15 protein-coding genes are annotated in these 16,172 nt (G+C 64.9%); 3 read left to right on the forward strand and 12 right to left on the reverse strand.

All coding sequences use genetic code 11. The features are described 5' to 3' along the window. Positions 1-231: 231 nt before the first annotated feature. From VGR99_RS06350 to VGR99_RS06375, 6 genes are all read right to left on the reverse strand, one after another. On the reverse strand, positions 232-1,461 hold the full coding sequence (locus tag VGR99_RS06350) for an ABC transporter substrate-binding protein (RefSeq protein WP_326897474.1): 1,230 nt from the start codon (positions 1,459-1,461) through the stop codon (positions 232-234). 242 nt (positions 1,462-1,703) lie between these two features. Beyond that, on the reverse strand, positions 1,704-2,891 hold the full coding sequence (locus tag VGR99_RS06355; protein WP_326897475.1) for an IS481 family transposase: 1,188 nt from the start codon (positions 2,889-2,891) through the stop codon (positions 1,704-1,706). A 143-nt stretch (positions 2,892-3,034) separates the two neighbouring features. Then, positions 3,035-3,964 (reverse strand): alpha/beta hydrolase, encoded by a 930-nt coding sequence (locus VGR99_RS06360; protein ID WP_326897476.1) that lies wholly within the window; start codon positions 3,962-3,964, stop codon positions 3,035-3,037. A 121-nt stretch (positions 3,965-4,085) separates the two neighbouring features. Further along, positions 4,086-4,571: a hypothetical protein gene (locus VGR99_RS06365; protein ID WP_326897477.1), complete on the reverse strand. Its 486-nt coding sequence runs from the start codon at positions 4,569-4,571 to the stop codon at positions 4,086-4,088. 18 nt (positions 4,572-4,589) lie between these two features. After that, positions 4,590-5,006, reverse strand: coding sequence for a DUF3606 domain-containing protein (locus VGR99_RS06370; RefSeq protein WP_326897478.1), 417 nt, complete (start codon positions 5,004-5,006; stop codon positions 4,590-4,592). 203 nt (positions 5,007-5,209) lie between these two features. Next, the gene (locus tag VGR99_RS06375) at positions 5,210-5,779 is read right to left on the reverse strand and encodes an alpha-ketoglutarate-dependent dioxygenase AlkB (protein WP_326897479.1); all 570 of its coding nucleotides are present in this window, start codon (positions 5,777-5,779) and stop codon (positions 5,210-5,212) included. A 79-nt stretch (positions 5,780-5,858) separates the two neighbouring features. Here VGR99_RS06375 and VGR99_RS06380 point away from each other — a divergent pair, with 79 nt between their 5' ends. After that, positions 5,859-5,999 (forward strand): hypothetical protein, encoded by a 141-nt coding sequence (locus VGR99_RS06380; RefSeq protein WP_007597071.1) that lies wholly within the window; start codon positions 5,859-5,861, stop codon positions 5,997-5,999. Here the strand turns inward: VGR99_RS06380 and VGR99_RS06385 are convergent. The 3 genes from VGR99_RS06385 to VGR99_RS06395 are packed head-to-tail and all read right to left on the reverse strand — an operon-like array spanning position 5,996 to position 9,799. Then, the gene (locus tag VGR99_RS06385) at positions 5,996-7,582 is read right to left on the reverse strand and encodes an ATP-binding protein (protein WP_326897480.1); all 1,587 of its coding nucleotides are present in this window, start codon (positions 7,580-7,582) and stop codon (positions 5,996-5,998) included. The two genes, VGR99_RS06380 and VGR99_RS06385, sit on opposite strands and share 4 nt — an antisense overlap. Next, complete coding sequence (locus VGR99_RS06390) at positions 7,579-8,283, reverse strand: response regulator transcription factor (protein ID WP_326897481.1); 705 nt, start codon at positions 8,281-8,283, stop codon at positions 7,579-7,581. Before VGR99_RS06390 ends, VGR99_RS06385 begins: the two co-directional genes overlap by 4 nt. Positions 8,284-8,302: 19 nt before the next feature. Beyond that, a complete protein-coding gene (locus tag VGR99_RS06395; protein WP_326897482.1) occupies positions 8,303-9,799 on the reverse strand; it encodes a DUF4173 domain-containing protein in 1,497 nt (498 codons plus the stop codon). Positions 9,800-9,986: 187 nt separating this feature from the next. Between VGR99_RS06395 and VGR99_RS06400 the strand changes: the two genes are divergently transcribed. After that, a complete protein-coding gene (locus tag VGR99_RS06400; protein ID WP_326897483.1) occupies positions 9,987-11,330 on the forward strand; it encodes a glycoside hydrolase family 3 N-terminal domain-containing protein in 1,344 nt (447 codons plus the stop codon). On the opposite strand, the gene VGR99_RS06405 is transcribed toward VGR99_RS06400, so the two are convergent. Together VGR99_RS06405 and VGR99_RS06410 are read right to left on the reverse strand one after the other, a co-directional pair. Beyond that, on the reverse strand, positions 11,327-12,949 hold the full coding sequence (locus VGR99_RS06405; protein WP_326897484.1) for an ABC transporter substrate-binding protein: 1,623 nt from the start codon (positions 12,947-12,949) through the stop codon (positions 11,327-11,329). The two genes, VGR99_RS06400 and VGR99_RS06405, sit on opposite strands and share 4 nt — an antisense overlap. An 84-nt stretch (positions 12,950-13,033) precedes the next feature. Then, positions 13,034-13,915, reverse strand: coding sequence for a LysR family transcriptional regulator (locus tag VGR99_RS06410; RefSeq protein ID WP_326897485.1), 882 nt, complete (start codon positions 13,913-13,915; stop codon positions 13,034-13,036). A 97-nt stretch (positions 13,916-14,012) separates the two neighbouring features. On the opposite strand from VGR99_RS06410, the gene VGR99_RS06415 reads away from it, so the two are divergent. Further along, on the forward strand, positions 14,013-14,690 hold the full coding sequence (locus tag VGR99_RS06415; protein ID WP_326897486.1) for a peroxiredoxin-like family protein: 678 nt from the start codon (positions 14,013-14,015) through the stop codon (positions 14,688-14,690). A gap of 3 nt (positions 14,691-14,693) precedes the next feature. Here the strand turns inward: VGR99_RS06415 and hydA are convergent, their stop codons facing one another. Further along, the gene (gene hydA / locus VGR99_RS06420) at positions 14,694-16,148 is read right to left on the reverse strand and encodes a dihydropyrimidinase (RefSeq protein ID WP_326897487.1); all 1,455 of its coding nucleotides are present in this window, start codon (positions 16,146-16,148) and stop codon (positions 14,694-14,696) included. Between the last annotated feature and the right edge of the window lie 24 nt (positions 16,149-16,172).

Raw genomic sequence — 16,172 nt, forward strand, 5'->3', positions numbered from 1 at the left:
TTCTTTCTCGTCGAGAGAGTCCCCGTGCGGCACCCCTCTCCCTAACCCTCCCCCGCAAGGGGGGAGGGAACGCACCGTTGTCGTGGCGCGAGTTCGTTCCGTTCAATTGCGACGATGCTGAATGCGACGATGCAGTGAGGCACAGCGCCGCGGCACACTCGGCTGCGCTCCCCCCTTGCGGGGGAGGGCGGGGGAGAGGGGTGGCCCAGCAAACGGTCTACCCGAAGCACCTCACCTTGCCGCGCCCTCCGTAAACGCCGTCTCGATCACCTCGCCGAACGGCTGCCAGGAGCGGCCGTCGAATTGCACCAGCCGCATCTGCTTGATCGGCAGATAGCGGTCCGGCGAGGTGTTCATCCTGATTTTGGGCAGCGCGAGGGAGGGCTGGTAGGCCTTCAGCGACGCCGCCTGCCGCATGATGTTGTCGCGCGAAAGATCGTCGCCGCATTGCTTCAGCACCTGCGTCAGCGCCTCGGCCGCGGCGTAGCCATAGACCGCCGCGCTGTTGTTGGTGCTTTCGACCTGGTGATACCTGTCCATGAAGGTGAACCAGTCCTTCATGGCGGGATCGTCCTTCCATGCGGGATCGCTCGGGTCCTTCAGGAAGGCTGCCGAGATCACGCCGGCCGAATTCTCCAGACCCGCGGGCGCCATCGCATTGGCGATCGACGCCGAAGCGTCGTTCACGATGACGACCGGGCGCCATTTGAGCAAGGCCGCGATCTGGATCACCTTGGAGGCTGTCGACGGCACGCCGAGAAAGACGAAGATGTCGGCGCCGGTGCGCTTGAGGATCGAGACGTGTCCTTCGAGATGCTCGTCGTTGATGTCGAAGGCGATGTCGACGAGGATGTGGCGGTTCAGATCGCCGAGGCCTTCCTGGATACCCTTGTAGAGCATGCGGCCGAACTGGTCGTTCTGCCAGAGCACCACGATCTTCTTCTGCGGATAATAGGCCTGGATGTAATTGGCGTAGATGCGCCCCTCCGACCGGAACGACGGCTGCCAACCCATGGTCCAGGGAAACGCCTTGGCCTGGCTCAGCTCCTCATCGCCGGAAGCGACGAACAGCTGCGGGATCTTCCTCTCGTTCAGATACCAGCGCGTGGCGATATTGCCGGGCGTGCCGAATGATCCGAACATCAGGTGCACATCGTCCTTCTCGACCAGGTTTCGCGTCAGCTCCAGCGCGGCCGCTGGATCGGAATTGTCGTCGCGCGTGATGAAGCGGATCTTGCGGCCGTTGATGCCGCCGCGGGCGTTGACCATGTCGAAATAGGCGGCCTCCGCCTTGCCGATCGCGCCGAATTCCGAGAGCGGTCCCGAATACGGCATGACATTGCCGATGCGGATGTCGTTGTCGCTTGCTGGTTGCTCGGTGTGCTGCTGCTGTTGCGACATCGCCCCGAGCGACGCGAGAGCGGCGATCAAAACGAACAGCATCCTGCCGGTGACGCGCATGCTCGACACCTTATCGTTGGCCCCCAACGAGGTCGGCTCAATCCGCACCCAAGCGAATTGATCTACGTCAAGCGTTTGGCGATCGTGTGGCTAGGTGGTGCGCTTCAAAGTGGCGCACGGCAGGCTGAACGAAACGGCAGGCGTGTTGACCGGGCTGCTACGGTCTTTGTGCGTGGCGTTTCTCTGATCGAGAGAGTCCCCGTGTGGTACCCCTCTCCCTAGCCCTCCCCCCTTGCGGGTGTTCAGACCGGGGAGATAGTGGACGGGTGTTCGGAGACATCGTGGACACTTTCGAGCCGTCCGTCGAGGGGCCGGATGTCGGCGGTTGCAATCGTCTGGGTTCTGAAAACGACGTCGAAGACGCCATCTTTTGTGGTTGGCCGGAACGCGATGTCTTTGCCGCGGAAGGCCTTGGGGAGTTTGAGGTTGCGGCCGCGAAAGCTGACGTGACCGCCTTGCTGGACCCGGCGCACAGTGTCGCTTGGTGCGTATTCGAAGGGCGTGATGGTCTCGACATAGTCGCGCGGGCTCGGCTGATAGCGGCTGGCCGGCACAGCGAGGTCGAGCGCTTCGTGCGGCCGTTGCGTGTTGTAGACGGTGCGCCATCGCTCGAACGCATGCTGGGCCGCGGCGATGTCGGCGAAGGCAGGAGCGGACAGAACCTCGGCCTTGAGGCTGCGGTGGAAGCGTTCGTCCTTGCCCATGGTCTGCGGATGATAAGGTCGGGAATGGCTGATTTTGACGCCATGCTCGATCAGCCAGACCCCAAGCGGGGTAAACGGGCTGCCCGGACCGTCGCCCCAGGGCGAACCGTTGTCGGTGATCAGCCTCTCGGGCAGGCCATAGCGGCGGAAGGCCACGATAAGATGCTGTCTGACCGTCTCGGTCTGCTCGTCGGCGCATGCTGCCAGTGTCACCGAAAAGCGCGAATGATCGTCGAGCACGGTCAGCGGGTGAAGCCGGCCGGCGTGCATGGCCACGTGGCCCTTGAAGTCCATCTGCCATAACTCGTTCGGTCGCGACCGCTCGAAGCGGGTGAAGGCAGGCGAACCACCGCCGAATTTGCCTAGTTCCACTCCGTGTCGCTTCAGAATCGCCGTGACTGTCGAGGGCGCCGGAACTGCCTCCCGCCCTAAATCCTTCAGTCGCCTGGCGATCTTCCGCCCGCCCCAGGCCGGATGCTCGGCACGTACCGAAAGCACGGCATCCTCGACCGCCGAAACACTGCGCGCTGGAGAATGCTGTGGCCGACGAGACTGCTCTTGAAGTCCGCTCGTCCCGGCTGCTCGCCAACGCTCCAGCCACTTGTAGCCGGTCGTCGGGCTGATGCCGAACCGGCGGCACAACTGCCGAATATTGGCTCCTTCTTCCGAGGCCAACATCACAAACTCCAATCTCGCGTCCATCCGGGACACCTCGTGGAACGGCATCCGACAACCTCCTTACTGAGCTGTCGAAAGTGTCCACGATGTCTCCGAACACCCGTCCACTATCTCCCCGGTCTGAACAGCGGGGGAGGGCTGGGGAGAGGGGTGGCCCAGCAAACGGTCGAACTAATGAGCCCGCCGCCCCGCTACGGCAACCCCCGCGCCTCGAGCTGATGCACCAGCAGCAGCGTCGGCTCCGCAAGACTGTCGCCGGAGCCATCGAGCCCGAACGCGGCGGCGATGCCGTCGCGGTTGCGCAGGAGGGCGGCGCGCGGGCAGTGGCCGGCGCCACAGAGCGTCTTCTTCAGCGTCTCGCCCTGCGCAACGATGCCGGCGGAATCGTCCGTGGCCCAGGCCAGCACGATCGGCACGTCGACATTGAGGATGCCGGGGAAGGCCGACCGCTTGTCATATTGGGTGGGGTCGGTGCCGAGATAGGCCTTCTCGCTGTCGCTGGCATCCTTGCCGGCGCGGTAGACCCCGGACACCAGCACGACGCCCGCGACCTCGGCGCGATCGGTCTGGAGCTCGGGATGCGCCAGCAGGGTGGCGACGTGGAAGGCGCCGGCGCCGTAGCCGACCGCGACGATCTCGCGGGCATCGCCGTTGAACAAATCGATATTGCCGTGGATCCAGGACAGCGCCGCCGCGACGTCGGTGGCGCCGACCGGCCAGGCCGCCGACGGCGCCAGGCGATAATTGACCCGCACGCCGATCATGTCGTTGCGCGCGGCAAAGCACATCACCTGGTCCTGGATCTCGCGCGACAGGTCCGGCGCACCGCGGTCGCCGGTAAAGGTGTCGCCGGCCACGAACAGCAGCACCGGCCGCGGCGTGTCCGCCTTGGTCGTGCTGGCGGCGACATCGAGCACATTGGCCTCGGTCTCGCCGTAGCGCAGGCCGCGCGAGAAGGTAACCTGTTCACACAGCCGCGCCGTGCCGCCGGCGGTGGTGTCGGAATCGGTGAGGCCGACGCGGACGAGATCGGACGGCGCCAACCGCGATGCCGGCACGGGGCCATGCGCGGAGGCTGTCGTGACGGTCAGGAAAAGCAAAAATGCGAGACAATTCTTCATGGCGATGGGGCCTTGCGCGCCATATTGGCTCGCTCTCGGGGCCTGTCTTTTCTATTCGCCTTATTAGTTGGCTGGTGTTGAGGCGATTTCACGGCACCTCGCGGCTGCCCTCAGGACCGGCTCAATTCCCCGGCTGGAACGTGCAATCGGCACCGCTGCCGTCCTTCCGCCTGATCGCATTGGGGTCGATCGTGCAGCTCAGCTTGGTGAGGCTCTCGAAGTTCGATCCTGCCGCGCCATCGGGCGGAACGCCGGCCAGCGCTTCGGTGGCGAAGATTTCGTTGGCGGTGGAGCCGTTCACCGTCTTGACCTTCTTGCCGAAGGTCACCTCGCAGTTGCGAATGGTGATGTCGACATTGCCGGTTCGGCAGACGATCCGGTCGGCGGTCACGACGATCGGCTTCTTGTAGGGGATGTCGGCATTGGCGGCGAACAGCATCGCCACCGCCTTCTTCTCGGGCCCGGTCAGGTCCGGCGACAGCGGCGCGATCACGCCGGCGAGCGCCAGCGCGGTCGCGCCCGAGATTTTGCCGGGCGCGGCTGCGGCGGCGCCCTGTGTGCAGATCGCAAGGACGCCGCAGCCAAGGATCAATCGACCGAATTTCATCTTGCCCCGACCTGCCGTTCAGGCGGCTTTCTTCCGCGTAGCCGCCTTCTTGGCGACCTTCTTCGTGGTCTTTTTGGCCTTTTTCTTCTTCGCCGCCTTTTGCGCGGCGAGATACGCCTCGACCTTCTTGGAAGAATGCCCGGCTGCGGCGACGGCGGATTTCAGCTTGGCCGGGGTGATCTTGAACTTCTTCGACCAGTAGCGGACCTCATAGGCCTCGCTCAGCGCAATCCGGCTCTTGTCGGCGGCACGGTGCTTCTGGAGCTTGATGTACGCCTCGACCTTCCTGGCGGAGTGGCCGACCTTCTTGACCGCGTATTTCAGCTTGGCCGGCGTCACCTTGAACTTCTTCGACCAGTAGGCGACTTCGTACTTCTCCGTCAGCGCGATCAGTGCCCGATCGGCCCCGCCGCGCTTTGCCTTGTCGTCGGCCATGCTTTCCTCCTGCCCTGGATGGCGTCCAGTCTAGCATGCAACCCGATTTGGAAGGCAAGACGCCGTCTGCGCGGCGATTGCGCGGAGCTGCCGTTTTGCACTGATGTCTCAAACCGTTGCGTCGCGCGACCGCGTCTCGAGCGGGAAGCGGCGTTCTACTGTGCATGGGGTTGTTTTCGCACTTTTTGTTTTTGAGGTGCCTGTCACACCCGCTTCATCGTCCGGAAGGTGATGGAGTAGCGGCGTGCCTCGACCGGCGGAATGCTGTGCTCCCATTGCGACCGCGCCTCGCCGTCCATCAAGTAGAGCGAGCGCGGCAGGGCCTCGAGCGTGTGGCGCTCCCATTTGTCGCCGCTGCGGCGGCGGAAGCGGAATTTGCAGGCCGAGCCCAGCGACAGGCCGAGGATCTTGTCGAAGTGCGGCTTGTCGCGATGCCAGCCGATGCCGACACCGGCGTCGTATTCGGTGCACAGCACCTGCCGCACGCTGCCCTCTACCAGCCCCGCCCAGGCCTCGACCTGCCGTGCGACGGGGCGCACCCAGTCCGGGATCGGCGCGGCCTCGGTGAGCCGCTGCAGCGTGTAGTCATAGCTGTAGCCGAACCAGGCCACCCGGCGGTTGCCCTCGCAGGCGCCGAACTGGAAGCGCTGGAGCGGCAATGCTGCGATGCGGCCGATCAGATCCCGCTCGGCGGCGGCGTCGATAAAATTGTCGGTATGGCGAAGGCCGGCCGGTCCTGCCTCCGGTTCGGCGAATAAACCAAGCTGCGTCATTCCTCGCATTTCCGTGATGGAACCTTCTGGCGTCTGAAGCGACTTATCTATGACGCGGAAAAAAACGTGCGAGGCTGTCATGGCAGAGAAGCATACCGCCGATCCGGCAGAGATCATGCGGGCGACCGGTCATCCTGAGCTGGAATATGCCGCCGGCTGGACCATCGCCGGTCTGGTCACCATCGGCACGATTGTCGCCGCCTGGGTGTTTGCAATTTAGGCTGCGGGAAACTGGAGCTCGAAGGCGACGCCTTGCTCGGAGGGTTTGAGCCTGATCGAGCCGCCATGGCTCGCCATCACCGCGCGCGCGATCGCAAGGCCCATCCCGGTGCCGCCCTGGTCGCGGCGGGTGGTGAAGAACGCATCAAAGATCCTGTCGCGGTTCGGCGCCGAGATCGGCTCGCCGTCATTGCTCACCGTCAGCAGCAGGGTCGTCCGCTCGTCCATCGCTTCCAGCCGGATTGACGTCGCCTTGTGCCGCATCGCGTTGTCGGCGAGATGCGACAGCACGATCAACGCCTTCTCGCCGGACATGCCGATCGCCCGGTCTAGGCTGCCGCTGGCCTCGATGGAGCTTTCCGGAAACCGGTTCTTGAGGTCGGCGATGACGGGCGCGAGCTCCGTGCGTTCGTTCTGCGGCAGGCTTTCGGCGCGGGCGAGCTCGCGCAGCCGCTGCGCCATCGCCTCCAGCCGCTGGGTGTCCGACAGGATGTTGGCGATGAAGGTCTTCTGTTCGGCCGGCGTCAGGCCCTCGGGCTTGCCTTGAAATGAATCCTGCAACAATTCGGCCGCGCCCTTGATCGAGGTCAGCGGCGATTTCAGCTCATGGGTGAGATGGGCCGAGAACGTCGCGATATAGTCGGAGCGCCTCGCGAGCTGCTCGGCCATGCCGAGGAAACTGTGCGAGAGCTGGGCGAACTCGCGGGTGCCGTAATGCCGCAGCGGCTGGAACGCCTCGCGGTCTCCGCGGCCGATCCTGGCGGCGCGGTCGATCAGCTCGCGCATCGGCAGCGTGATGGTGCGGGAGAACACCAGCCCAATCGCGATCGTGCCAAGGATGACGGCCAGCCCCGCCAGCACGAACTTGCCGCGCTCCTGGTAGAGATGGTCGAAAATGTTGCTCGGCGTCCGCGTGGTGTAGATCACCCCCGCGACGCGGTTGTTGACGATGACCGGCATTGCCGAGAACACGTGCACGCCGAGGCCGCGACTGAAGGAATAGATCGGTGGCGGCGGCCTATCAGGGACGCGGTTGCGCAAGGTGGCGCGGTACTGCCCGTGCAGCGCGTCCGCGACCTCCTCGATATGGGCGAGCGACTGGCCGACCTCGTAGCGTCCGGCGATCACGACGCCCTGCGGATCGAGGATGCGAAAGCCCGCCAGCGTCACCTTCTGGGTCTCGCGGATGATCGGCGTCAGCCTTGCGCCGATCTCGACATAGGCGGGCTGTGCCGGCTGGGATGCGGGCAGCGCGTCCGGCCGGCGCCGCAGCAGATCGTTGGCGGTGAGGTCGAGCGCGGGGCGGATCGGCGTGACCTGGTCGCCGGGGTCGGGCAGCACGTTCGGCGGCACCTCTGGGCCGAGCACCAGGCCGCTGTCGAGCCTTGCCGTGACCTCCTGCGCATAGATGGTCGCGAGCACGCGGCTCTGCGCGATCAGCTCGGCCTGGGTCTGGCGGATCAGCTGGTTGTCATAGAGGCGGAAGAAGAACAGGCCGACCAGCGGGAGTATCGCGACGGTCGCCAGCACCGTGAAGATCACGAGCCCCAGCGACGGCCGCCATTTGTCGGGTGCCGCGCTCATGCCTCTTTCTCGCAGCGGCCGAGCTTGAAGCCGACGCCGTGGATGGTCTCGATCACGTTCTCGCAGTCTTGCGCCGCGAGCTTTGCGCGGATGTTGCGGATATGGCTGTCGATGGTGCGGTCGGAGACCTGGATGTTGAGCTGATAGGCCGCCCGCATCAGCTGCTCGCGGTTGAACACCGAGGTCGGCCTTGTCAGGAACGCGCGCAGGATGCCGAACTCGATCGCGGTCAGCTTCAGCGGCGTGCCGGCGAAGGTCGCGACATGCTGCTCGGGATCGATCAGCAGGCCGCCTTGCGACAGCGCGGCCGGACTTGCTTTGGCCTCGCCATTGCGCGGGCTGAGGCGGCGCAGGATGACGTTGACCCGTGCCACCAGCTCGCGCGGGCTGAACGGCTTGGTCACGTAATCGTCGCCGCCGATCTCGAGGCCGAGGATGCGGTCGATCTCCTCGTCGCGCGCCGACAGGAACAGGATCGGCATGTCGGAGCCTTTGCGGATCTCGCGGCAGACGTCGAGGCCGTCGAACTCGGGCATGCCGATGTCGAGCACGATCAGGTCGGGCTTGTCGGCGGCAAAGCGGGCGAGCGCCTCCTTGCCGTCGCGCGCCTCGATCACGTCCATGCCGGCCTTCTTCAGGGCGACGCGGATGACCTCGCGGATGTGGCCCTCGTCGTCGACGATGAGAATGCGATGCGCCAAGAATCTCTCCGCTGCCCCGTCAGCCGGCCGGGCGATTCGCCGCCTGCGCGTCCAGCCTGCGCTGGAGCCGCCAATTACGGAAGCCCCAGCTCCGCCAGGCCAGATCCTGGCGCTGCTGTTCTACAAGGCGGTCGCGGCGCGACACAAGGCAGCTCTCGGGGTCGCCGGGTCTGAGCATGATCGCCTTGTCGATCGCGGGCAGCGCCTGCGGCCCGAGCGTCAGCAGATAGTTAATGTCGATCTGCACGCCGTTGCCCGAGGCCTCCCGGCTGTGGGCGACATTGTAGTTGGCGATGAAGGCATCGAAATTCACCAGCGAGCAGCCATAGAGCACGATCGCCAGCGCGATCAGGTTGACGCCGACGAGCCATTCGTTGGACCTGTCGAGCACGATGCGGGCGACGATCAGGATCAGCCCGAGCGCCACCAGCCCCATCCAGATGAAGGCCGCGATGCGCCAGTAGGTCAGCATGTAGACGTCGACGTAGAGGTCGAGCCGGAGGATGGACGACGCGACAAGCAGCACGTTCTGCCCCACCCAGAGATAGACCAGCGGCCGGATCACTTTCGATTTCTCGGCCGGCCCGCCCGGGCGCATCGCCACCAGCACGAAAGCGGCGGCGAGCAGGGCGGTCGCGATCAGCGGATAGGCGCCGCGATGGGCGTACCACGCATAGGTCAGATTATCGGGCAGCCCCACCTGGCCCCAGAGATAGATCCCGTCGAGCACGGACTGCGCCGCGAACAGCAGATTGAACAGGATCAGCGATCGCAGAATGGTGGCGGGGCCCAGAAATTCCGGCGAGACGAAGGGCGGAAGCGGGGGCGGCTCGACAGTATTGACTTCGGTGGCGACGGTAACCTTCCTGCGCCGCCAGCGCACGTGAATGAACGGCCAGACTAGCGCCAGCATCAAGGTCCAGAACAGCACGCGCGAGACGCTGACATATTCGAAGATCACCTTCGGATTGAGCAGCGATACCCATTGCTCGATCACGGGATTGGCTGCGGCGAACAGCGCCACGAACACGGTGCCCAGCACCACCGGCATCAGCCACAACGCAAGGCCGCGGGTGAACGCCGACATGTTGAACACCTGAAGCGCGTCGGGGAAAAATCTGATGGGACCGAGCAGGACAAGGTTTCGGAGCGCGCGAGCACGGTCCGCGAGGCCGGTCGTCTCTGGATTGGTCGCGAGCAGGAGGGCGATGATCAGCGCCGTGACAAGGACGAAGAACGAGAGCGTGTTGAGCTCCTCGATGGCTGGCACGAGCCCGAGCGCGACGACTGCGCCACCGATCGCTGTGCGCCGAACGTCCAGGGACGCATGGTTGGCGAGCAGCGATGCGCAGACGAGAGCGGCCGCGAAGATCACCAGCGCCAGCCCCACCCTCTGACCGTAGAACAGCCAGTCGGCGAGTGCGGCGAGCACCAGCGCCATCACGAGCTTGACTGATACCGCCGAAGGCCTGATCGGTCGGATGTCCGTCGCAGGTGTCGTAGCCAGGCTCGTCATGTGCAAATGACCTTTCGTGAATATCGCTATCGTGCAATCTGCACGGCGCTTGCGCAGAAGCCGGGGCCTTCGTCTGCACGGTTTCAGGAGTCTTTTGCAGTTTTCGTGCAGGTGCGCTTTTGCCCCTCGCGCAGCTTCAGTCGCGCTGATAGGTGCGGTGCGTTCATCATTTTGGACGTGACGCATCATGCAATTCCTCAATCGCATCGGTCTCATCCTGCTCTGGCTCGTGGCGCCTCTTGCCGCGTTCGCCGCCGCCAACAAGAACGATCCTTATCTGCTGGTGTTGCGTGGCGCCGGAAACATCGCCCTTGTCGTCGCAAGCCTCCTGATCGTCGTCGTCCTGCTACGTCGCGGGCGCTGGCGCAGCATCGCGGGCAAGCTGCTCGTCATGCTCTGGTGCCTGCCGCCGGTCCTGATGTCGACAGCGCATCTGAAGTTCGAGCTGCGCAAGCGCGATGTCCTCGCCGCCAGCGCCGCCGAGGCGCGCCGGCTCGGGCCGCACTTCATGGTCGGCTATTCCTCCTTTCCCGAGGTCGCGCGCCTGGCCGAGCAGGGCTTGATCGGCGGTGTCTACGTCACGCGCCACAACATCCGCGGCCGGACCGTCGAGACGCTGCGGGCCGAGATCGCGGCCTTGCAGGACAAGCGGCGTGCCGCCGGCCTGCCGCCGCTGGTCGTCGCCGCCGACCAGGAGGGCGGCATCGTCGGGCACCTGGCGCCACCGCTGACGAAAGTGCCGGCGCTGGCGACGCTCGCAGGCCTCGCGCCCGACGAGCAGCAGGCCAAGGCCGAAGAGTTCGGCCGCACCCACGGGCGCGAACTCGCCGGCCTCGGCGTCAACCTCAACCTCGCACCCGTGCTCGATCTCAAGCCGCCGCAGCGGCGCAACCGTCTCGACTTCCACACGCTGATCGGCCAGCGCGCGATTGCGACCGATCCCGCCGTCGTCAGCGCCATCGCCAGCGCCTATGTCCGCGGACTTGAGGAGTCAGGCGTAGGCGCCACGCTCAAGCATTTTCCCGGTATCGGGCGCGTGCGCACCGACACGCATCATTTCAGCGCCAGCCTCGATACGCCGGTGAGGGAGCTCGAAGCCACCGACTGGCTGCCGTTCCGGCAGGTGCTGTCGCATTCGCGCAGCGCGCTGATGGTCGGCCACGTCACGCTCACCGCGGTCGATCCTGACCGTGCCGCCTCGCATTCGAAGCGCGTCGTCGACGGCATCATCCGCGGCACATGGGGTTACCAGGGCATGGTGATGACCGACGACCTCGTGATGGGCGCGATCTACCAGAACGACGTCTGCAAGGCCGTGGTCGAGGCCATCAATGCCGGCGTCGATATGCTGCTGGTCGCCTATGACGGCGCGCAGTTCTATCGGGTCTTTGCCTGCGCCCTGGAGGGATCGCGGCAGAACAGGCTCGACGCGGCCATGCTGCGTGCGAGCGAGGCTCGGCTGGAGCGGGGTCTTCCGATCCAGCAGGCGCAAGCGGCGTCAGGCGTGGTGCGAATCGTCGAGCGCCACTAGCCCTTGGCGAACTGGCGATAGTCCGGCTCGCGGTGAAACCAAAACTTGTAGCCGGTAATGGCCTTCTGCATGGCGACATCGTGGATCGGCTGGTTGAGCGGAACGACGGGGACATCGCGCATGCAGAGCGCGATGAAATCCTTCACCGCCTTGTCGTACTCGGTCGCATCAGAGGTGAAGCGTGCCTTGTCGATCAGCGCGTCCATCTCCTTGTTCTGGTAGGAGGAGATGTTGAAGATCGAATTGTTGCCGTGGAAATTCCAGTAGAAGTAATATTCGGGATAATCCAGCCAGCCGCTGAAGCGGTTGAGCGCGAGCGGCAGCTCCTTCTTGTTCAGCGTGGTGCGCCAGTTCGCGCCCGGAATCTTTTCGATTGATGCCTTGATGCCGATCTTGGCGAGGCTCTCCTGGATCAGGATGGCGGTCGGCTCGCCGACCGTGGCCGTGCCGGTGTCGAGCGACAGCGTCGTCTCGAGGCCGGATTCGAAGCCTGCCTCCTTCATCAGCGCCTTGGCCTTGTCGAGATCGGTGACGTAAGGAGAGGTCTGCGGCCAGACCGGCTTTGAGACGTCCGCGGCTCCGCCATACATCGGCACGGCGCGGCCGAAGAAGGCACTGCTCTGGATCTGCTCATAGGGCATCGCCCAGGCGATCGCCTGCCGCAGCTTGACATTGTCGAACGGCGGCTTCGCCGTGTTCAGCGCGACGTACCAGAGCGCGTTCGGGATCGGCACGCCCGAGACCTTGACCTTGCCCTCCTTGATGATCTGCTCGAAATCGCGCGGCGCAAAGCCGCTGGAGATATCCGCATCGCCACGCTCCAGCATGGCGCGGCGCGTGCCGGCGGAGGGGACGTCGCGCGCGATCACGCGCTTCACCTTCGGCAGCGGCCCGCTCTTCCAGTCGTCGAAGCGCGCCAGCACGGTCTCGCTGCCGGGCTTCCAGCTGTCGATCCTGTAGGCGCCGCCGCCGGCCTCGTTGGTCCTGAGCCACGCCAGCGCCCACGGGTCTTCGGCCGTCGCGTTCTTTTTCGCGAGCTCGGAGTTGATGATGAAGGGCACGACCACGGCGACATTGAACAGCAGCATCTTGTCCTTGCGCACATAGTCGATGCGGAAGGTGTGGTCGTCCACCACGACGAACTGCTCGGGCTTTTCCAGCGACCCCGCCGACATCTGGAAGGTCGGAAAGCCGCCGACCTTCACCGCGCGATCGAACGACCATTTGACGTCCTTCGCCGTAACTGGCGTGCCGTCGTGGAATTTGGCGTCCTTGCGCAAGTGGAAAGTGCAGGACATGCCGTCGGCTGCGACCTCCCAGCTCTCGGCGAGTTCGGGCGCGAGTTTTTCGCGGTCGTAGGACAGCGTCCCATCGGGCAGCGTCTTGGAGGCGTAGGTCAGCAGGCGGTCGTAGCAATTCCAGGACAGTCCGTTCACGGTCTGGTTGGAGCCGACGCCCTGCATGTCGAGCGAGTTCGGTCCCAGCTCCTGCACCACCAGCAGCGTCTCGGCGCGTCCCTGTGCCCAGGCGAAACGTGGCGCTAGCGCCGTTGCTCCGGCAGCTCCGAGGCTGCCAAGCACGACGTTACGGCGGCTGATATGGAATGTTGAATCGCTCATCGAAGCCTCTGGGAGAGAATTGTCTCGGGATCGAGAGGCAAGGTGTATGCCATCGGCGCGCTTCAAGGTGTCGCAAGCGGCGTCCTAGCACAGCTCGTCAGCGAGGAAGTCGACCAGCGCGCGCACCTTGGTCGAGGGACGCGGACCGGCCGGGAACACGGCGTAGACGTCGACCGGAGCGAGCTTGTAGTTCTTCAGCAGCGGCACCAGCACGCCTGCCGCGATCTCGGGGCCGGCCATCACGGGTGAGGTCATCGCGATGCCGAGCCCGGCCAGCACGCTCGCGAACACGCCCGGTCCGGAGTCGGTGGTGATGCGGCCGCGGACCTCGACCGATGTCTCCGCGCCGTTACGGGTGAACGACCAAGTGGTATGGCCGAACAGTCCGGGACCGAAGATGCAGTCATGCGAGGCGAGATCAGCCGGCGTCTTCGGGGTGCCGCGCATCGCAAGGTAGGTGGGTGCGGCGACGAGAAAGCGCGGCAGGGTCGCCAGCTTCCGTGCACCAAAGCTGGAGTCGCTCAGCGGGCCCAGGCGAATGGCGACGTCGGTGCCTTCCACGACGAGATTTTGCCGTTCGTCGGCGACGGACAGCTCGACGCGCAACTGGGGGTGCAGCCCAAGGAATTTCGGCAAGCGCGGGATGATGTGTCGCGTGCCGTACACGATCGGCATCGTGATGCGGATGGTCCCACGCAGCGAATCGATACCGCGCGCGGCGTCCTCGGCGTCCTCGATGTCGGCCAGTACTTCGCGCGCACGCGTCAGGAACAGCGCACCAGCGTCGGTGACGGTGATGCGCCGCGTGGTCCGCAGCAGCAGTTTCACGCCGAGCCGCGTCTCCAGTTCGCCGATGATGCGCGAGACCGAAGGCTGCGACAGGCCGAGCTCGCGCGCGGCCTTCGAGAAGCTGCCGCTCTCTGCGGCACGGACAAAAACAGCCAATTCCTGAAGACGGTCACTCATCTGAATTCCAAATAAATGTTCTCCATATTGTCCATATACCCCTTCGTTTGCAAATGATCCAGATAGGACGGGCCAACAGCAACCGATGGAGCTTCTCATGGCCCTGCAAGACAAACTCGACGCTCTCAAAGCCGACTTCGAAGGCGGCCGCTTCCCCCTCAAGCCGACGAAGGAAGCGTTGGACACGATGCATCGCGCGACCGCCGAGCTGATCGCGAGCGGCCGGGCGCAGCGCGCGAAGAAGGCTGGTGACGCCGCGCCGGAATTCACCCTGAAGGATCCCGACGGCAAGCCGGTCTCCTCGCGCGACCTGCTTGCGAAGGGACCGCTGGTGGTGTCGTTCTATCGCGGTGTCTGGTGTCCGTACTGCAACCTCGAGCTCCAGGCGCTTCAGGAGGCGCAGCCGGAGATCGCCGCGCGTGGCGCCAGTCTCGTTGCGATCTCGCCGCAGACCGCGCCGAACAGCCGTAAGTCGCAGCGTGATAACAAGCTGTCGTTCCCTATCCTGAGCGACATCAGGAGCGAGGTCGCCGGCGCCTTCGGCATCCGCTTCGCGCTCTCCGATGAGCTCGTCTCGCTCTACAAGTCCTTCAAGAACGACCTGCCGACCTTCAACGACGACCCGTCCTGGGTGCTGCCGATGCCTGCGCGTTACGTCATCGGCCGCGACGGCGTCATCGCCTATGCGGAAGTGAACCCGGACTACACGCACCGTCCCGATCCGTCCGAGCTTCTGCCTGTGCTCGACCGGTTGCGCACGGGCAAAGCGGCCTGATCGCTACGGCGTCACCGCTCCGCGTGCCACCGCGCGCGGGGCGGTCAGTTCCTTCCATGTGGAATTGGCGACATGCACCGGCGAGAACGCCGGACGCTCGACATAATGTCCGTCGCCGGCCTCGGCACGCAGATCGCCATCCTTCCAGACAATGCGGCCGCGCGAGAGCGTTGCCGCCGGGCCGCCGGTGCAGGCAAAGCCTTCGAACACATTGTAGTCGATCCGGCTCATCTGCCGCTTCGCGCTGATCGTCTTCGTAGCCTTGGGATCCCACACCACGACATCGGCATCCGAACCGACGGCAACCGCGCCCTTGCGCGGATAGATGTTGAGGATGCGGGCGATGTTCGCCGAGGTCACTGCGACGAATTCCTCCTTCGTCAACCGTCCCGTGGCGACGCCCGCGGTCCACAGCAGCGCCAGGCGATCTTCGAGCCCGCCGGTCCCGTTCGGGATCTTTCTGAAGTCGCCGAGCCCGAACCGCTTCTGCTCGGTGGTGAAGGCGCAATGGTCGGTCGCGACGACTTGCAGCGAGCCGGCCTGCAGGCCCGCCCACAGGCTGTCCTGATGCGACTTGTCGCGGAACGGCGGCGACATCACGCGCTGCGCGGAATGGTCCCAGTCCTTGTTCTGATATTCGCCATCGTCGAGCAGCAGATGCTGGATCAGCGGCTCGCCATAGACGCGCTTTCCTGCGGCCCGTGCCCGCGCGATCGCCTCATGCGCCTCGCGGCAACTGGTGTGCACGATATAGACCGGGGTGCCGGTCATATCCGCGATCATGATGGCGCGGTTGGTGGCTTCACCCTCGACCTCCGGCGGCCGTGAATAGGCGTGGCCCTCGGGTCCCGTGACGCCGCGCGCGATCAGCGCCTCCTGCATCTGGGCGACGACGTCACCGTTCTCCGCATGCACCACAGGCATGGCGCCGAGATGGGCGCAGCGCGCGAACGAGTTGTAGAGCTCGTCGTCGTTCACCATCAGCGCGCCCTTGTAGGCCATGAAATGCTTGAAGGTGTTGATGCCGTAGGTTTTGACCACGGTCTCCATCTCGTCATGGATCTGCTTCGACCACGACGTCACCGCCATGTGGAAGCCGTAGTCGGCTGCCGCCTTCTCGGATTTGTGCCGCCACTCCTGATAGGCGGCGAGCATCGACTGGCCGGGATCGGGCAGGCAGAAATCCACCACCATGGTGGTGCCGCCGGTCAGCGCGGCCTTGGTTCCCGATTCGAAATCGTCGGCGGTCACCGTGCCCATGAACGGCATTTCGAGATGAGTGTGCGGATCGATCCCGCCGGGGATGACGTAAGCGCCGCCCGCATCGACGATCTCCGCGCCTGCCGGTGCGTCGAGCGATGCCCCGATTGCGACGATGGTCCCGCCATCGATCAGCACGTCCGCACGGCGCGAATGATCATGATTGACGACGGTGCCGCCGCGGATGAGGAGGGGCATGGGGAACTCCGGCGAGAAAACGGG

Source organism: Bradyrhizobium sp., assembly GCF_035935975.1.
Lineage (GTDB): Bacteria > Pseudomonadota > Alphaproteobacteria > Rhizobiales > Xanthobacteraceae > Bradyrhizobium.